Raw genomic sequence first — 16,488 nt, 5'->3', positions numbered from 1 at the left:
TAGGGGGCCGCTCAGCCCGCGCCGCAGATCCGCATGCCCTTCGGCGTCGCGCACGGCAGGTGGCCGTTGGCACGCATGACCTCCTCGCCGTAGTTGTCGAGGTAGTTCAGGAAGCTGGACACCAGGCTGTTCGCGGGCGGGGAGCCGTAGGTGTAGGCGTACTCGATCTCCTGGTACGGATAGCCGCTGGTGTCGATCGTCTCGACGGAGGGCGTGATGCCGTCGATCGTCACCTGGTGCGCGCCTTCGGGAACCGCACCGGCACGCAGCTCGGTGTAGCCGATGGCGCCGTCGAGCTCGGCGACCTTGGGCAGGACCTGGTCCGTGCCGTCGAGTTCGCAGCGGACGACCGGGGCCCGGGGGTCGTCCTTGGTGGTGCAGTCGCGCGAGGACGCGGCGAGCTCGTTGCCGTCGAGTACACGGCGCTGGAACACCTCACGGGTACCGGAGTTGGCGTCGCGGCTGACCAGCAGGATCTCCAGGTCGGGCCCGCCGTCGATCTGGTTCCAGTTGCGGATCTCGCCGCGGTGGATCCGTCTGATCTCGTCGAGCGAGAGGTCGCGCACGGGGACGGTGTCGTTGACGACGAGCGAGAAGAGCGAGACGGCGACCGGCTTCTCGCGCAGCTTGGCGAGGCCGGAGGGCTTCGGGCCGTCGGAGAGGGCGATCAGCGACGGCGAGCCGGACGATCCTGTTCTGGCGCCCCGGGCGTCGAGTTCCCGCACGCCGGCGTTGCTGCCGTGGGTGTCCACGACGATGCTGGACCCCTCGCACTCCTTCTCGTACTTCTTCTCCAGCTCCACCAGGACCGGGCGGAAGGCGGTGGAGCCGGTGAGGGTGAGGGTGCCCGTGGCGCAGTCCAGCGGGGGCGGGGTGTCGTCCCGGACGACGATGATGCCGGCGAGCGCGAGCACGCAGACCGTGAGCGCCACGGTGATGATCCTCGCGGCCCGGCCGAACATCGGGGGCTTCTCGTCGGGGCGGGCGGCCGTGTTCGGAGCCACCACCCCGTCGCGGATGCCGCCGGTGACCTTGATGGGACCGCCCACCTGCGACCCGGTCAGCAGGACGAGGAGCTTGAAGTGCTCGTTGCGGTTGAGCGGGACGCGTGGCAGCTGGATCAGGGAGCCGTTGTGGCGCACGGCGGCGGAGGTGAAGTGGTCCATGAGGTGATCGGCGCCCGGTGAGTGGGTGACCGCGATACCCCGGACCGTGCGGCCGGTGAACTCGGCGGTGAGGCCGTGGAGGTCGCCGCGCCCGGTGTAGTCCTCGTCGGCGATCGACTGGGAGCCGTCGTTCTCGATGCGCAGCAGGACGAGGGTGGCGTCGGCCATGTCCGGCGTCTCGTGGAAAAGGCCGAGCCGCACGTTGGCCCGCCCCTGGCTCACCCCGCTGCCTATCGGGGTGTCCATCTGGACGCGGTAGCCGATGCGCTTGCGGCGGGGGACCCGGCGCTCGTACCAGAGGACGCCTGCCGAGGTGAGTACGCCCAGGACCGCGGTGAGGACGGCGACGACGTTCTCGGGGCTGAACCACTCCATGGTTCTGGCGCTCCCTCGTGGGTGCGATGTGCCGGTCGGCGTCACCGTACGACTCGGTCGCGCGCCAGGGGAGAGCCGCCGGGATCCTTCCGGCGAAGTTCGTCTTCCGTTCAACAAGGGCGCTCAGAAACCGAGTTGGGATCCCGCCCAGGGGGTGGCGAGTTCTGGTCTAGACCTTGACAGGTCCAGACCATCGACGCTTGAGTGGCTGTACCCCCCATGGCGGCGCACGCTCAGCGCGGCGCCGCGCCGAAGGAGTGATCGCGTGATCAAACGTGTCATGAGCCTGATCGCCGCGCTGGGCGCAGTGGTCGCGACGTTCGTCTTCCTCCCCGCCTCCACGGCGTCGGCCGCCACCTGCGCACCCGCCTGGAGCGCCTCCGCCGTCTACTGGGGCGGCGGCTCCGCCTCGTACAACGGGCACAACTGGTCCGCGAAGTGGTGGACCCAGAACGAGCGGCCCGGAACGGCCGACGTCTGGGCCGACCAGGGCACCTGCGGGACCGGCGGCGGCACGGACCCCGGCACTCCCAACCCTTCGGGCTTCGTCGTCAGCGAGGCCCAGTTCAACCAGATGTTCCCGAGCCGGAACTCCTTCTACACCTACAGCGGCCTCACGGCGGCGCTGAGCGCCTACCCCGGCTTCGCCAACACCGGCAGCGACACGGTGAAGAAGCGGGAGGCCGCCGCCTTCCTCGCCAACGTCAGCCACGAGACCGGCGGGCTGGTGCACATCGTGGAGCAGAACACCGCCAACTACCCGCACTACTGCGACACCAGCCAGTCCTACGGCTGCCCGGCAGGCCAGGCCGCCTACTACGGGCGTGGCCCGATCCAGCTCAGCTGGAACTTCAACTACAAGGCGGCCGGTGACGCACTCGGCATCGACCTCCTCGGCAACCCGTGGCAGGTGGAGCAGAACGCCTCCGTGGCCTGGAAGACCGGTCTCTGGTACTGGAACACCCAGTCCGGCCCCGGCACCATGACGCCCCACAACGCCATCGTCAACGGCGCCGGCTTCGGTGAGACCATCCGCTCGATCAACGGCAGCATCGAGTGCAACGGCGGCAACCCCGCCCAGGTCCAGAGCCGCATCAACAAGTACCAGGCGTTCGTGCAGATCCTCGGCACCACGCCCGGCTCGAACCTGAGCTGCTGAACCCTCCCCACCCCGGGGACCGGGGCGCGTCCGGCAGCGGCCGGACGCGCCCCGATTCGCTTGGCCCGACAGGCGGTTGGCAGGATCACGCACCATGAACACGGACAGCCACAGCACCCCGCCCACGACGACCGAGGCACGCCTCGCCCTGATCGACTCCGTCCTCGCCCTGCCGTTCCCCGCGGGGGAGGAGAGCGAGGACAGCGGCGTCCGCAGCAGCGGCCCCGGACATCACCTGGTGATCCTGCGGGCGAGTCAGGACTTCTGGGACGACAGGTCCCCCGAGTTCATCGAGCCGGCGGAGCAGGAGATCGAAGCCGAATTCAGCGTGCTGGCCTCCGCGCTGAGCGAGAGATGGGGCGAGCCGGAGACGGTCGACCTCTGGCCCTGCCTGGAAAGCGAGGAGGGCGCCGACGCGCCCCCGGAGCCCATGGGGCAGCTCTGCAACCTCGCGGGGAGCATGCAGGTGTGGCGCGTACCGGGGAGCACGCGGTGGATCGGTCTCGCCGTGGGCCAGGCCGATCCGGAGTTCCCCATCTGGCTGCTCGCCGCCGTCGGGGAGGCGGCCACCCTCCCGGCGTGAGCACGGGGCGGGAAGCCCGAGCGGGCCTTCCCCGTGAGCGCCCTGCACGCGAGGTCCTGCGAGCGAGAGCCCTTTGTGCGAGGGCCCCGCGCGTGAGGTTTCGTCAGAGCCAGGTCACAGGAGGGCGGGCTTCACGGACATCAACAGGTGTTGATGCGTGGGTGTCCCGGCCTCCGCCCCGCCCGTGATCATGGCGCGCTGCCCCGGGCCGAGCAGCTTCATCCGGATCACGGGGTCCTCGAAGGAGGACAGGGCATCCATGAGGTATCCGGGATTGAAGGCGACGGTCATCTCCTCGGCGCCCGACAGGGTGGCCGGCAGCCGTTGCGCGGCGACGTCGTCCTCGAACCCCGCTTGGAGGAGCACGGAACCCTCCGGCCCGGCGGAGAACGTCAGCTGCACGGGGCTTCCGCCGTCGGCGACCACGGAGACCCTCCGCAACGCCTCCACCAGCAGCGCCCTGTCCAGCACCGCGACCGAGGGGTCCGCCATCGCGAACAGCTTGTCGTGGCGCGGCAGCCGGCCGTCCAGCAGCCGCACCGTCGTACGCGTCCCGGCGTGCTCGAAGCCCGCCGAACCCCCGTCGACGGCGACGCTGACCGGCCCGGACCCGCCGAGCGACCGCGCGATGCCGGCCAGCCGGCGTGCGGACACCACCACATCGGCCGTCACGGCGGGCCGCACCGCCTCGAACGGCAGGGTGCGCACCGCGAAGCGGTAGCGGTCGGTCGCCGCGAGCGTCATCGTGGAGCCGTCCAGCCCGAGCCGGATCCCGGTGAGCGTCGGCAGGGACTCGTCCTTCCCCGCCGCCACCGCCACCTGCGCGACCGCCGAGGCGAACTCCCCGGCATCCACCGCCCCGTGGACCTCCGGCAGCGGCGGCAGAGCCGGATGGTCGTCGAGCGGCAGGACCGAGAGACCGAAGCGTGAGCCGTCGCCCGCGACCGTGAAGCGTGAGCCCTCCACCGCGCACTCCACGGGCCCCTCGGGCAGCACCTTGCAGATGTCGAGCAGCCGGCGGCCCATGACCAGCACCTTCCCGGCCCGCACCGAGTGCACCCGGGTCTCCACGCGGGCGGATGCCTCGAAGTCCAGCCCGGACACCCGGAGCCGGCCGGAGGCGTCCACGTCCAGGAGGAGCCCGCCGAGTACGGGGACGGGTGAACGCGCGGGCAGCACCCGGGCCGCCCGGGACACGGCATCGGTCAGTGCGCCTCGCTCGATGCGGAACTCCACGTCAGGGGCCTCTCGTCCGGAGTACGACACGGTCGAGATCCACGCTAGGCGGCGCCACTGACAGTCATGGGCGCCGACGACAGCGACCACCCCCGTGAGCCGCTGCCGCCGCGCCGCGAGGACGTCCCCCGACCTCCTCGTCCTGCTCCGGCTCCGGGTCGTTCCGGCATCCCCCGACGCCTTCCGAACGCTCCGGAGCACGCTCGGGACTCTAGGGCGGCCGGGCGGCGGGGCGGGAGATTCAATTCGCACCGTGTGACGCGCGACGGGTATCAAACCGCACAGCCGTACCGGTACTCTGCACTCCGGTTTTCGGGCAGGAGCGGGGGACACGTGAACGGGCGGGACCGGGCGGACGACGTACTGCTCATGTACCGGCTGGCACGGACCGGTGGATCGCCGGAGCTGCTGCGCAGACTGGCCCGGAGGGCGGACGGGTGGGCCGGGATGGTCGACCGGGACGGCACGGTTCTCCAGGCCGTGGCCGGGAACACCCGGTGGCCGGGGCACGAGGCGGCGGCGCTCGCCTCCCGCGCGGTGCGGGAGCTCGCGGCCCGAGGCGCCGGGTCGTACTCCCTGGACGCCGACGACTGCGTGGCGCTGCTGCTTCCCCTCCACCAGGCACCCGACGACAGCGGCCCCGTCCTCGCGCTCGTCGCACCCGGACCGCTGCCCGCCGGCCTCGCCGGGCTGGCGGCGGACGCGGTGATGCCGCTGGCCCTGTCCTGGGCGACGGAGAGCGTCGAACGCAAACGGCGGCGTGTGGACCTCGCCGAGTCCCGTGGCCGCGAGGCCGTGCTGCATCTGCTGATGACGGGTCAGCTCTCGATCGCCCGCCAGGTGGCGGGCGCCCTGCGGCCGAAGCTCCCTGATCCGGTACGCGTCTGCGTCGTCGAGTGCTCCGGCGGACAGCGCGACGAGGTGGCCCGGATCTGCGCCGACGCCTCGGGCGGGCGCACCTGGATCGTGCGCTGCCCGGTGTACGCCCGCCATCTGATCCTGATCATGCCGGCGGACGAGGAAGCCGGAGCGGAGCAGCCGGGCGGCGGCCGTACGCTCGACCTGACCGTCGCGGGTCTCGTGGACGACTGTGTGGTGGGGGTCAGCGAGGAGGTGCGGCTGCCCGACACCGCGACCGCCTACCAGCAGGCCTTCCACGCCCTCGCCGTCGCCCGTGGACTTCCCGGGCGCCACTCCAGGTTCGGCGCCGCCCCGGAACCCGCGCTGGTCGCCGGTGCCGCCGGAGCCCGGTGGGCCGACGCCCTCCTCGCCCCGCTGCTCGCCCATCGGCCGCGCCGCGCGCAGGACCCCGGCAGTCAGGAACTCGCGGCGACCGTCGCGTCCTGGCTGGCCTTCTCCTCCCACGCCACCCAGCACCTGAAGATCCACCGCAACACCCTGGCCGCCCGTCTCCGGCTCGTGGAGGAGCTCCTCGGCCTGGACCTGAACCGGGTCGCGGACCAGGCGGCCGTCGACCTGGCCCTGCGCATCAGGGCCACACCCGCGCTGCACCATTCGCACACGCGGGGCGTCCGGTCGTCCGAGGACCTCGACACGGTCCTGCGGACCCCCGGCTTCCAGGAGTGGGCCGTCCACCAGCTCGGCCTGCTCGCCCAGGCAGGCCCCACGGGCGAGGAGACCCTGCGGACATGGCTGGCCTGTGAGGCTCAGCTGAGCCCGGCCGCGGACCGGCTCGGCATATCCGTGCCCGGTGCGCGCAAGCGGCTCACCCGGCTGGAGGCACTGCTGCGCCGGTCGCTGCTCCGGACACCGAGCGCGCGGTACGACCTGTGGCTCGCGTTCCGCGCCGTGGACCTCGCGGCCTGAGCCGCTCAGCCCTCCTTGGTGTACGTCAGGCTCTCGCCGGTGGCCGTGATCTCGCGGCGCAGGCTGCCGTCGGGCAGCAGCGTGAGGACGGTGGGCTTGCCCGGGGTGCACGAGGACATGGGCTCACCGGACGTGACGCGGGAGGGCCCGATGCGGACGGAGGTGCCGGAGCCGGGCGAGGTCTCAAGATCGGCCTGGAAGACACAGCGGTAGGAGCCGCCGGAGCCGAGCGGGCCCTCGGCGGTGAGGGACAGCACGGTGTCGCCGACCTCGCCCTGCTGGATCACGAGTCGCCGGGTGGACGCGCCGGCGCCACCGTCGATGGCCCCCGTCCAGGTGCCCAGGTAGCCGGAAGGGACGGGCCCGTCCGCGCTCTTGGGGTCAGGGGCCGTTCCGTCCTGCGTGGGCGAGCCGCCGGCGTCACCGGACGGACCGTCAGACGTGTCGCGCGAGGGGGCCGCCGTGGTGGGCGAGGCCGTCGTGTCGCCGCCGCCACCGCCCGTCATGAGGGCGTAGACCCCCCAGGCCGCGCCGACCGCGACCAGCACCGCGACGGCGAACAGCGCGAACATGGTCCCCGCACCGTGACGGCGCTCGGGCACGGGCGCGGGGAGGTGGCCGGGCTGCGGACCGTACGGGGGAGTGGGGCCGAACCCGTGACCGGGGACGGGCTGTTGCGGGTAGCCGTACGACGGCCGCGGAGCCACGCCTGGCGGCCCGGCCAGCGAGGGGGGCCCGTACGCGGCACCGGGAGCAGTGGGGGGCCCGTACGCGGAGGCGGGTGCAGCGGACGGCGGACCGTAGGCGGGGTGCGCGGGTCCCGCGGGCGGGGCTGCCTGGGCCGGTGCGGGGGATGCGGGCGCGGGCCGCGCCGGCACCGGCGGGGCTGCCTGGGCGGGCGCGGGGAGTGCGGGCCGCACCGGTACGGACGGGGCGACGTCCGCCGGGGCGGTCCGGGCGGGCGTCGGCGGGCCGGCCTGCGCCGGTGGAGTCCGGACGGGGCCGCCCTCCTCAGGATCCTCCGAGTCCAGGAGCTCCACCGCGTGCCGCCCGAGCTGGGCGATCAGCGCGCCGGGCAGCCACGGCTCCTTCGTGTCCGCTTCGCCGAGGCGCTCCAGGACCGCGTCGGTGGACGGCCGCGCGGCCGGGTCCTTGGCGAGGCAGTCCCGGATCAGCTCGACGAGGCCCACGGGCACGCCGGTGAGGTCCGGGTCCTCCTGCGCGATGCGGAACATCAGCGCGTGGATCGCGCTGTCCGCCGCGCCGAACGGCAGCCGGCCGGTCGCCGCGTACGCGAGCACGGAGCCGAGACAGAAGACGTCGCACGCCGTCGTCACGCGCTCGCCCCGCATCTGCTCGGGGGACATGAAGCCGGGTGAGCCGATCACCGCTCCCGTACGCGTGAGGCCGCCGTCGGTGACGGTGTCCAGGGCGCGCGCGATGCCGAAGTCGATGACCCGGGGGCCGTCGATCGTCAGCAGGATGTTGGACGGCTTCAGGTCACGGTGGATCAGCCCGGCGCGATGGATGTCCTGGAGGGCTCCCGCGAGCCCGACGCCCAGGGCACGGACGGAGCGCTCCGGGAGCGGACCGTACGCCCCTGATCCGGCCGGAGGGAGGCCCCGGCGTCCGGAGACGACGAGGTGCAGCGAGGGGCCGGCGACGTACCCCGTGGCCACCCACGGCACCGCGTCGTCCACCCCGGCGTCCAGCACCGGCGCGGTCCAGGCGCCGCCGACCTGCCGCGCGGCCTGCACCTCCGCGCGGAAGCGGTCGCGGAAGTGCTGCTGCGCGGCGAGTTCGGGGCGGACCAGCTTGATGGCGACGGTACGGCCCCGGTCCGAGCGGGCCAGGAACACCTGCCCCATGCCACCGGCGCCGAGCCGCCCCAACAGGCGGTATGTGCCGATGCGTTGCGGATCGCCGGAGCCCAGCTTCTCCATGTGCGCTTCCTCCCCCGTACGGTCGTGGCGGACCGTGGTCGAGGATAGCGGCGGCTCCGGCGCACCGGACCGAGGGCGTCCGGCGGCCGCCCCTGGGTGCGGTCGGCTGCGGGACGGGCGTCCGCGGGAGCTCCCGGGCAGGGGATTCGTTATTGCCGCCGAGGAAACGCGAGGCGCACCGCGTGCATTCCCCGAGCACCGCCGGACTTTTGCGCAGGCTGAAGTCTCGCGGCGATTATCCGCGAGATACTTTCGCTACCCACAGGTAATAAAACGATCCGGTGGAGTGGCGGGTTGTTGGCCGGGTGTGGAACGCAGCATTGCGGGCAGGGGGACGTATTGCGGAATATCGGACGGGTGCTGCCTGAATTCGCTCGCGCGATCAGTCTCGACGAAGAGCGTTCACACCTATGGAGACGCTGTGTGACAGCGCCGCGGTTGCAGCCAGGTCCGCGGGTGGACGCGTCACGCGCGGCCCGGCTGTCCGGAGTGTCCGGTGCGCGCCCGTCGAGGCCCCGGTGCGGGCCGGACGGATCCCGGCGCCCCCGCGGCCGATGGCAGGGCGGGCGGGGGTGTCTCGTGCGCCGTCCCTTCCGGGCCCGGAGCCGCGGAGTCGCTGGGGGCGGGACGCCTGCCCGCCCGGCTCCGGCCGGGGCCGACAGGCCAGTCGGAAGGGGTGATCCCGAATGGGCAGCGGGAGTGGACGCGTACTGATGGTCCAGGCCATTGGCTCCCTGATGGGGGCGGGTGATCGCACTGTCGCCGTCGGCGGACCGGCCGCGTCGGCTCGATGCCGGCCGCCGCTCCCGGGTGGGCCGGAGGGGCGCGCGTGCGGGTCGGTGCCGGACACGGCGGCGGGGGTGTGGGGCCCACGCCTGGGCCCAGAAGTGGGCCCAGGCGTGGGCCCTGGAGCCTGGGCCCAGGCCCCTGGAGAGGGCGTGTGGGCCCGCCTCGTTCCAGGGGTGGGTGGCCATTACCGGACAGCATCGGCTCCGTTGCGTGATTGCATGATCACATACCGCAGGGTAAGCGGAATGTGGAGGGCCTGAATAGCGGCCCCGGATGCAGCTTGATGACATTTGCGCGCCCCGGTGCCGGGCCCGGGTCGGCCCAAGGTGAAATCGCGGATCGCGTCCGTCCGTTTGTGCCCGTGGGCCGTTGACTGGTTCACGTCCGAGATCTAATGTCTGAGAAAGTAGGGCGATGGCGCGTAAGTGTGTCCCCCGGATAAGTAAACGATTTACCGGTCGGTCTCATTCGGCTCCCGGAGCCCTTTGGGCAAGGCAATCCAGCGCTGGTGATTGTTTACCAGTTGGTTGAATCAGTGACGAAGGAGCGGAATGGGTTCGGGGGTGACGGATGCGCCGGAGGGTGTATGCGGAGCGGACTCCGTGGAGCGCGCTCTCCTTGAGGCGAGGGCGCTGATCGAGTCCTCGGTGTCGATGCACCGCAGCCGGCCTGGTGGTGCGTCGCTGCTGGTGCGGGCGGACGACGGCTCGGTGGACAGGGCCGTGAAGCGCGTCATGGCGGGTGCGAAGTACTCGGCCCATCTCGCGGTCACCGGCAACTGGAAGCACTCGGCCGTGGTGATCAGGGCGGTGGCCGCTGCTGTGGCGCCTCCCGCGACCCCGAGGAGGCGGGGCCAGCTGGCCGTGCGCCTGCTCGCGGCGGGCCGGGCACTCGAACTGTCCGCCGACAGCCGCCGGCACTTCGCCGAGACGTCGCTGGAAGTGCGCATGACCAGGGGGGAGTTGCGGGAGGCGCTGATCGTCGACGGCAGGACCGCTCTGGTCCAGTCCGGCGACGGCTCCGGGGGCAGGCACGCGGCGGTGGTCACCGACCCCGCGGCGGTGGGAGCGCTCGATCTGCTCTTCGCCGGAGCCTGGGCCGTCGCCCGCCCCGTCGCCGACGAGCTCAGGCTGGACCGCAGCCTGCGGGGCGAGCTGGCGCGGCAGATCCTTGAGCAGCTGCGTGCGGGGCGCACCGACGACGTGGCCGCGCGGGAGATCGACGTGTCACTGCGCACCTACCGGCGCCATGTCGCCGCGATCATGCGCGTACTCGGGGCGAACTCCCGATTTCAGGCGGGAGTTCGCGCGGTGGAGCTGGGGTTGCTGGAGCGGGGCTGAGCTGTCGGTCCGTGCAGTGACACCCCCACCGGGGATCAACGGGGGCAACAGGAATGAGCAGAACCACACCAGGGCCGGACCCGAGTGAAGCGGGCGGCGAAGGGCGCGGACCCGGCAGGGGAGCCGAGGAACCGCCCGGGCCGCCGGGCGAGGGGCCGGAGGACCCGGAGGAGGGGCAGGACGCCATAGAGCGGACCCTGCTCCAGGTCCGGGCCCTCATCGAGTCGACGGTGGAGAGGCATCGCAACAGGGTCTCCTGGGACCGCCAGATCATCGCCGTGGACGTCAGGAGGGAGGAGCTGCTGGGCGAGGCGCGCAAGCTCGTGCTTCAGGCCCGGTCGACCATCGACGTGGTGCTGGCCTCCGGCCCGAGCTGCGGCACGGACGCCAAGGGGCCCTTGCGGGAACTGACCTACGTGGTGCCCGAGACCGTCCGTCTCCGGCTGCTGTGTTCGCCGGCCATGATCGACGAGGACTTCGTGCGCGAGCAGCTCGCACTGGGCTCACCCATCGAGATCCGGGTGGCTCGTGTCCCACCTCTTCAGGGCGTGATCGTGGACGGAGCGGTGGCGCTCGTATCGGCCGAGTCCTCGACCGGCCGCCGGGCGTCCCTCATCAGGGTCCCCGACGTCATCAGCACGCTGCGCACGCTCTACGAGGGGGTGTGGCGCAACGCCGTGCCGGCGTACGCGCGCATCACCTTCGGCGACCACTGTCGTACGGACCTCGCCCGGCAGATACTCGGAGCGCTGCGCGCCGGGGTCACCGACGAGGTGGCGGCGCGCGAACTCATCGTGTCCGTACGCACCTACCGGCGGTACGTCGCGGAGATCATGACGCTGCTGGAGGCGACGTCCCGGTTCCAGGCGGGCGTGCGGGCCGCTGAACTCGGCCTGCTGGGCGGCATGGAGGGCCCCGCACATCCCACCAGGTTACCCACGGACGGCACCTGACGTGCCGTGTGGTGCGGCCCGGGGCTGGCAGCTTCCTGAAGTTGCCGTTGTCGGGCCGCGCGGCGGACGGCTACAACTGGCTGCGTCGACCGGGGCCCGCCCGCGCGCCCCGGCGCAGTACCGCCATGAAGTACCGCCGACGCGAGGTGCGAACAGAATGAAGGCCGGCACGGGCGGCGGACGGTTCCGCCGCCACAGCCCGGGGGCCGCCGGCGGAAGGCCGCCGCAGTCGCCGTCCCACGCGGCCCGCCCCGGAGAGCCGCCGCCCACGCCGCCTCGCACGGCACTGTCCGGAGCGTGGCCGGGGTCTCCGCACGCGGCTCCGTCCGGAGCGCGGCGGGAAACGCCGTCTCACGCCGGGCCCGCCGGACCGGCCTCTCCCGGCGGTCACTTCTACCTGATCGTCCCGGCCGCCGAACCGGCCGGTGCGCGGGCCGAGTCACTGGAGGGTGTTCGATGACCACCTTGTCCTGCACGGACCTCCCTCTCCCTCATGACAGCGGGGTCGGCGTGCTGAACAAGGCCTCCCTGCTGCTGAGCGTGCTGGAGGAGGGCCCCGCCTCGCTGTCCAGGATCGTCGTGGTCACCGGGCTGACACGGCCCACCGCCCACCGCCTGGCCCAGGCGATGGAGAGGCTCCGGCTGGTCACCCGTGACGCGAAGGGCAGGTTCCAGCTCGGCCCCAGGCTCGGGGAGATGGCGGTCGTCGTGCACGGTGACCGCATGCTTGCCCTCGCCGGGTCCGTCCTGGCGGACCTGCGCGACCGGACCGGGGCCGGCGCCCGGCTGTACCGGCGCCGGGAGGACGTGCAGTTGTGCGTGGCCGGTGCGGAGACCGCCACGGCGGGGAAGGACGCGGTGCCGGTGGGTACCGCCTTCACCCTCCGGTCCGGTGCGGTGGCGCAGGTGCTGCTCGCCTGGGAGGAGCCCGAGGTGCTCTACGCGGGCGTCACCCGCGCCCGTTTCACCGCTGCCGCGCTGACCCAGGTACGCAGGCGTGGCTGGGCCCAGAGCTTCGGCACCTGGGACACGGACGTGGTGACACTGGCCGCTCCCGTGCGGGGGCCGGGAGGGCGGGTGGTCGCGGCGCTCTCCCTCTCGGGTCCGGCCTCGGTGCTGACCAGGGAGCCCTCGCGGGAGTTCGGCGGTGCCGTGATCGACGCGGCGCTGCGACTGGGCGAAGCGTCTGCCGGATGACCTCCCCGCACCAGGGCGGGTGGCGGCCCGGGCCGCCGGGACGGCAGGAGCCGGGCACGCCGATGGAGTTCAGGATCCTCGGCCCCACGGAGATCTGGGACCGGGGGGCCCGTGTCCCGCTCACCGCCGCCAAGCAGCGCACCGTGCTCGCGGCCCTCCTCATCTCCCCGGGACGGTTCGTCTCCGACCTGTGGCTCGGCGAACTGCTGTGGGGGCCGACGCCGCCCGCCACCAAGTCCGCACAGCTCTACACCTACATATCCCGCCTGCGGCGCAGCTGCGAGCCCGGAGTACGGCTCGTGCGCCGGCACCGTGGCTACGGCCTGGTCCTGGGGTCGGCCCGGCTCGACTGGAAGACCTTCCAGCAACTCGCGGAGCAGGGGCGGCAGTACCTGGTGCAGCGCCGCTACGCGGAGGCCGCCGCGGGCCTCGAAGCGGCACTGCGGCTGTGGAGAGGCCCCGCGCTGGCGGACGTCACGGAGTTCCTCGCCCGGACCGAACTCCCCCTGCTGGAGGAGGCGCGGCTACGGGCGGTCGACCAGCGGATGCAGGCGGTCCTGGCTCTCGGCAGACACGACGCCGCCCTGCCGGAACTCACCAGGCTCGTGGCGGAGAACCCCGCCCGGGAGTCGTTCCGCGGCCACCTGATGACCGCGCTGTACCGCTGTGACCGGCAGATGGACGCGCTGCGGGTGTACGAACAGGGCCGACGGGTCCTCCAGGCGGAGCTGGGGGTGGCCCCGGGAGCAGCGCTGCGCGCGCTGCACCGCGCGGTGCTGCTGGAGGAACTCCCCGGTCCCGTCGCGGCCGAACCCCTGATCCTGACCGGGCGGCGCGCGGGCTCCGCCCCGCCGGGGCCGGACGCCCCCGCCGGAGTGCCCGGGCGCGCCGCGCACAGTCCGTGGGAGGGCATCGTCCCCGCGATGCTGCCGGTGGACGCGGCGGGATTCGTAGGGCGACGCGCTGAACTTCTCGGTGTCCTCGCGGTGTTGCGAGACCGCGAGGGTCCGTACCGCGGAGTCGCCCTGACCGGTGCGGCCGGGGTGGGCACCTCGGCACTGGCCGTGCGCGCCGGGCACGCCTGCCGGGACGAGTTCCGGCACGGGCAGCTCTACATCGATCTGCGCGACGAGGGCGGTCGCGCCAAGGATCCGAGGGACGTGCTCGGCAGCTTCCTGCGCGCGCTGACGCACGTACGGAGCGAGGACCTGCCCCCGACGCTGGACGAGCGGGTGCAGCTGTACCGCAGCGCCCTGTCCCGCCGCCGGATCCTCGTGGTGCTCGACAACGCCCTGGACGAGCGGCAGGTGCGCCCGCTGCTGGCGAGCGGCCCCGGGTGCCGGGTGCTGATCAGCGGCGGCAGGCAGTTCGCCTCGATGGAGGGCGTGAGGGTGGTGCCGGTCGGTCGTCTCGACGAGACGGAGGCGTGGGAGCTGCTCTCCTCCCGCGTCGGCCAGACGCGTCTGGACGCCGAACCCGAGGCCACCGCACGGCTGCTGGCGCTGTGCGAAGGGCTGCCGCTGGCGCTGCGGTTCTGCGCGACCCGGCTGGTGACCCGCCCGCTGTGGCCGGTGGGCAGGCTGGTGGACCGGCTGGAGAGGGGAGAGGTGGGGCCGGACGAGTGGGGTGAGGGGGGACACGAGTTGTGGAACGTGCTCAGGGCGGGCGTCATGCGGCTGGAGCCGCCGCTGCGCCCGGTCCTGCGCACGCTGGCCCGGACGGAGTCGGGGATCTTCTCGCCTGCCGGGGCGGCGCAACGGCTCAACTGGTCGGAGGACCGGGCCCGGGGAGCTCTGGACGCGCTGGTGGAGGGCGGGCTGCTGGAGATGGTGGGCAGTCCCCAGGGAAGCACGGCGGCCGGAAGCGCGGCGGCCGGGGGCGCGGCGGACAGGGCTCCGGGCGGAGCCCCTCCGCTGCCGCCGGGCGGCCCGTCCGCCGCGTTCACGGCACCGGAGCGCTACCGGTGCACGCCGCTGGTCAGGCTGGTGGTCCGTGAGGCGGAGTGCGTCACGGAGGGCGCCTGACCGGCGGACGCGGCGGCGTGGCGCCCGTGGCGGCGCGCGTCACGGAAGGCGCCTGACCCCCGGAGGCGGCGGGTCAGTCCGCCGGCGGCGTCGCCGGCGGGGGCTGTACGTCGTTGATGAACGCCGCCAGCAACGCGGCCCAGCGCAGTCCCTGGTCGTCCGCGACCGAGTCCTCAACCGGATATCCGTCCTCCTCCGGCCCGTCCTCGCCGGGTACGCCGTCCGCGGCTTCCTCCGGCCACTGCCCCCCGGTCCCCGTCGGGGTCTCCGGCAGCTCGGCCGGATCCGGTGCGGCGCCCATGCTCATGTGTCCCTCCTCCTCGAACCGCCCCTGCCGGGCGGTCCCTCCAGAGTTGGGCACATACCTATGCCTCTTCTATACTCCGGCCCTTTTGCATGCACACCGGATGCCCTGTGCCCTGCGGGCTGGCAGCTTCCTGAAGCGGCTCTTGCCGGGCGCGAGGGCCTCGCAGTTCCATGGACGGGTCAGGCGCCGTGCTCGCCCCTCTTGCGGAGCCCGCCTGTCCGGCAGGCGATTCCCCCCCGTTCGTACTGCCGGGACGCCGGGGGTCCGGTTCCGTCGTGGGACCGGACCGTCGGGTCGGAGCGTGTCGTGCCCGGCGTGCCCTCGCACGACGTCGCGAGCCCGCTGAGAAAAGGACGAGGACATGACTGCCACGGCCCTGCCCGGTTCCGAGCTGCTTGCCCACATGGCTGCGCACGACCCGTCCTTCCGCGAGCGGACGGCGGAATCCCTGATCGCCGTCGAGAAGCGCCTCCTGGACTGCGCGGCGGAAGCCGGCGACCCACGGGTGGCCGAGCTCACGGGCCACATCGCGACGGCGGGCGGAAAGAGGCTCCGCCCGCTTCTGGTGCTGCTCGGCGCGGAGTTCGGGGAGCCGTGGCGGGAGGGTGTCGTCGAGGCGGCCGTGATCGCCGAACTCGTCCACATCTCCTCCCTCTACCACGACGACGTGATGGACGGGGCGGAGCTGAGGCACGGAGTGCCCAGCGCCAACGCCCTCTGGGGCGCCCGGCTCGCCGTGGCGGGCGGCAACTGGCTCCTGGCTCGTGCCGCCCGGCTCGCCGCCGAACTGGGCCCGGACATGGTGCGGTTCCAGGCGGACGTGGCGAGCGAGCTCGTCGTGGGGCAGCTGCGCGAGATGACGGGGCCCGCCGAGGGCGAGGATCCCGTGGCCCACTTCTTCCAGGTCACCTCCGGCAAGACGGCGGCGCTGCTCGCCATGGCGCTGGGTGCCGGTGCCCTCCGGGCGGGCGCCCCGGCCTCGTACGCACGCGCCCTCGACGCGTACGGCCGTCAGCTGGGCATCGCCTTCCAGATATCGGACGACCTCCTCGACCTCCGCGCACCCGCCTCGTCCACCGGCAAGGAGCAGGGCAAGGACCTGGCCGCCGGTGTCCCCAGCCTGCCGGTGCTGCTGGCCCTCGCCGACCGGCGGCCGGCGGGCGCCGAGCTGCGGGAGCTGCTGGCGGCCGGACCGCTGGCCGACCCGGACGACCGGCGCCGCGCACTGGAGCTCTTCACGGCGTCGCCCGCCCCGGCAGCCGCCGAGGCGCATCTGCGCCGGCGGCTCCGCCTGGCCCGGGCCGCCCTGGACGCACTGCCACCGGGGCCCGCGCACCGGGCGCTGCACGCCCTGGGCGACTACGTCGTCGCGCGAGCGGCCCCCGCCGTGTGCGCGGGGGCACTGACGTGACGAGCGGACACGACAAGGGGTTGGACATGGCACGGGAATCGACGGACGAACTGGCGGTCATCCGCGCCGAAGCGCTGCGCGGGCCGAGTGACCGGGCGACCGAGGCGCAGCATGCGAAGGGCAAGCTGACGGCGCGGGAGCGTATCGAGCTGTTGCTGGATCCGGGTTCGTTCAAGGA

12 protein-coding genes are annotated in these 16,488 nt (G+C 73.1%); 8 read left to right on the top strand and 4 right to left on the bottom strand.

The window, feature by feature from the left end:
- Positions 1 to 11: 11 nt before the first annotated feature.
- Positions 12 to 1,541: a substrate-binding domain-containing protein gene (locus ABZY45_RS29935; protein WP_356744930.1), complete on the bottom strand. Its 1,530-nt coding sequence runs from the start codon at positions 1,539 to 1,541 to the stop codon at positions 12 to 14.
- Positions 1,542 to 1,806: 265 nt separating this feature from the next.
- On the opposite strand from ABZY45_RS29935, the gene ABZY45_RS29930 reads away from it, so the two are divergent.
- Together ABZY45_RS29930 and ABZY45_RS29925 are read left to right on the top strand one after the other, a co-directional pair.
- Positions 1,807 to 2,700 carry a glycoside hydrolase family 19 protein gene (locus tag ABZY45_RS29930; RefSeq protein ID WP_356744928.1) on the top strand — a complete coding sequence of 298 codons (894 nt, stop codon included), beginning with the start codon at positions 1,807 to 1,809 and terminating at the stop codon, positions 2,698 to 2,700.
- A 94-nt stretch (positions 2,701 to 2,794) separates the two neighbouring features.
- Complete coding sequence (locus tag ABZY45_RS29925; protein WP_356744926.1) at positions 2,795 to 3,283, top strand: hypothetical protein; 489 nt, start codon at positions 2,795 to 2,797, stop codon at positions 3,281 to 3,283.
- Positions 3,284 to 3,397: 114 nt separating this feature from the next.
- Here ABZY45_RS29925 and dnaN read toward each other — a convergent pair whose 3' ends face one another.
- Complete coding sequence (gene dnaN, locus ABZY45_RS29920; RefSeq protein WP_356745186.1) at positions 3,398 to 4,519, bottom strand: DNA polymerase III subunit beta; 1,122 nt, start codon at positions 4,517 to 4,519, stop codon at positions 3,398 to 3,400.
- Positions 4,520 to 4,888: 369 nt separating this feature from the next.
- On the opposite strand from dnaN, the gene ABZY45_RS29915 reads away from it, so the two are divergent.
- Positions 4,889 to 6,346: a helix-turn-helix domain-containing protein gene (locus tag ABZY45_RS29915; RefSeq protein ID WP_356745184.1), complete on the top strand. Its 1,458-nt coding sequence runs from the start codon at positions 4,889 to 4,891 to the stop codon at positions 6,344 to 6,346.
- Positions 6,347 to 6,351: 5 nt separating this feature from the next.
- Here ABZY45_RS29915 and ABZY45_RS29910 read toward each other — a convergent pair whose 3' ends face one another.
- Positions 6,352 to 8,289, bottom strand: coding sequence for a protein kinase (locus tag ABZY45_RS29910; RefSeq protein WP_356744924.1), 1,938 nt, complete (start codon positions 8,287 to 8,289; stop codon positions 6,352 to 6,354).
- 1,391 nt (positions 8,290 to 9,680) lie between these two features.
- Between ABZY45_RS29910 and ABZY45_RS29905 the strand changes: the two genes are divergently transcribed.
- The 4 genes from ABZY45_RS29905 (at position 9,681) to ABZY45_RS29890 (ending at position 14,592) form a co-directional block, all read left to right on the top strand.
- Positions 9,681 to 10,418 carry a hypothetical protein gene (locus ABZY45_RS29905; protein ID WP_356744922.1) on the top strand — a complete coding sequence of 246 codons (738 nt, stop codon included), beginning with the start codon at positions 9,681 to 9,683 and terminating at the stop codon, positions 10,416 to 10,418.
- A gap of 53 nt (positions 10,419 to 10,471) precedes the next feature.
- Positions 10,472 to 11,371, top strand: a complete 900-nt coding sequence (locus ABZY45_RS29900; protein WP_356744920.1) for a LuxR family transcriptional regulator — start codon at positions 10,472 to 10,474, stop codon at positions 11,369 to 11,371.
- Positions 11,372 to 11,827: 456 nt separating this feature from the next.
- Positions 11,828 to 12,568, top strand: coding sequence for an IclR family transcriptional regulator (locus ABZY45_RS29895; RefSeq protein ID WP_356744918.1), 741 nt, complete (start codon positions 11,828 to 11,830; stop codon positions 12,566 to 12,568).
- Positions 12,569 to 12,630: 62 nt separating this feature from the next.
- A complete protein-coding gene (locus ABZY45_RS29890; protein ID WP_356744916.1) occupies positions 12,631 to 14,592 on the top strand; it encodes a BTAD domain-containing putative transcriptional regulator in 1,962 nt (653 codons plus the stop codon).
- A gap of 73 nt (positions 14,593 to 14,665) precedes the next feature.
- Here the strand turns inward: ABZY45_RS29890 and ABZY45_RS29885 are convergent, their stop codons facing one another.
- Positions 14,666 to 14,899: a hypothetical protein gene (locus ABZY45_RS29885; RefSeq protein ID WP_356744914.1), complete on the bottom strand. Its 234-nt coding sequence runs from the start codon at positions 14,897 to 14,899 to the stop codon at positions 14,666 to 14,668.
- Positions 14,900 to 15,260: 361 nt separating this feature from the next.
- Here ABZY45_RS29885 and ABZY45_RS29880 point away from each other — a divergent pair, with 361 nt between their 5' ends.
- Positions 15,261 to 16,310, top strand: a complete 1,050-nt coding sequence (locus tag ABZY45_RS29880; RefSeq protein ID WP_356744912.1) for a polyprenyl synthetase family protein — start codon at positions 15,261 to 15,263, stop codon at positions 16,308 to 16,310.
- The last annotated feature ends 178 nt before the right edge of the window (positions 16,311 to 16,488 follow it).

Origin of the sequence: Streptomyces sp. NPDC006516 (genome assembly GCF_040611875.1) — a bacterium.
Classification (GTDB): Bacteria; Actinomycetota; Actinomycetes; order Streptomycetales; family Streptomycetaceae; genus Streptomyces.
This window is presented reverse-complemented; position numbering and strand designations above follow the sequence as displayed.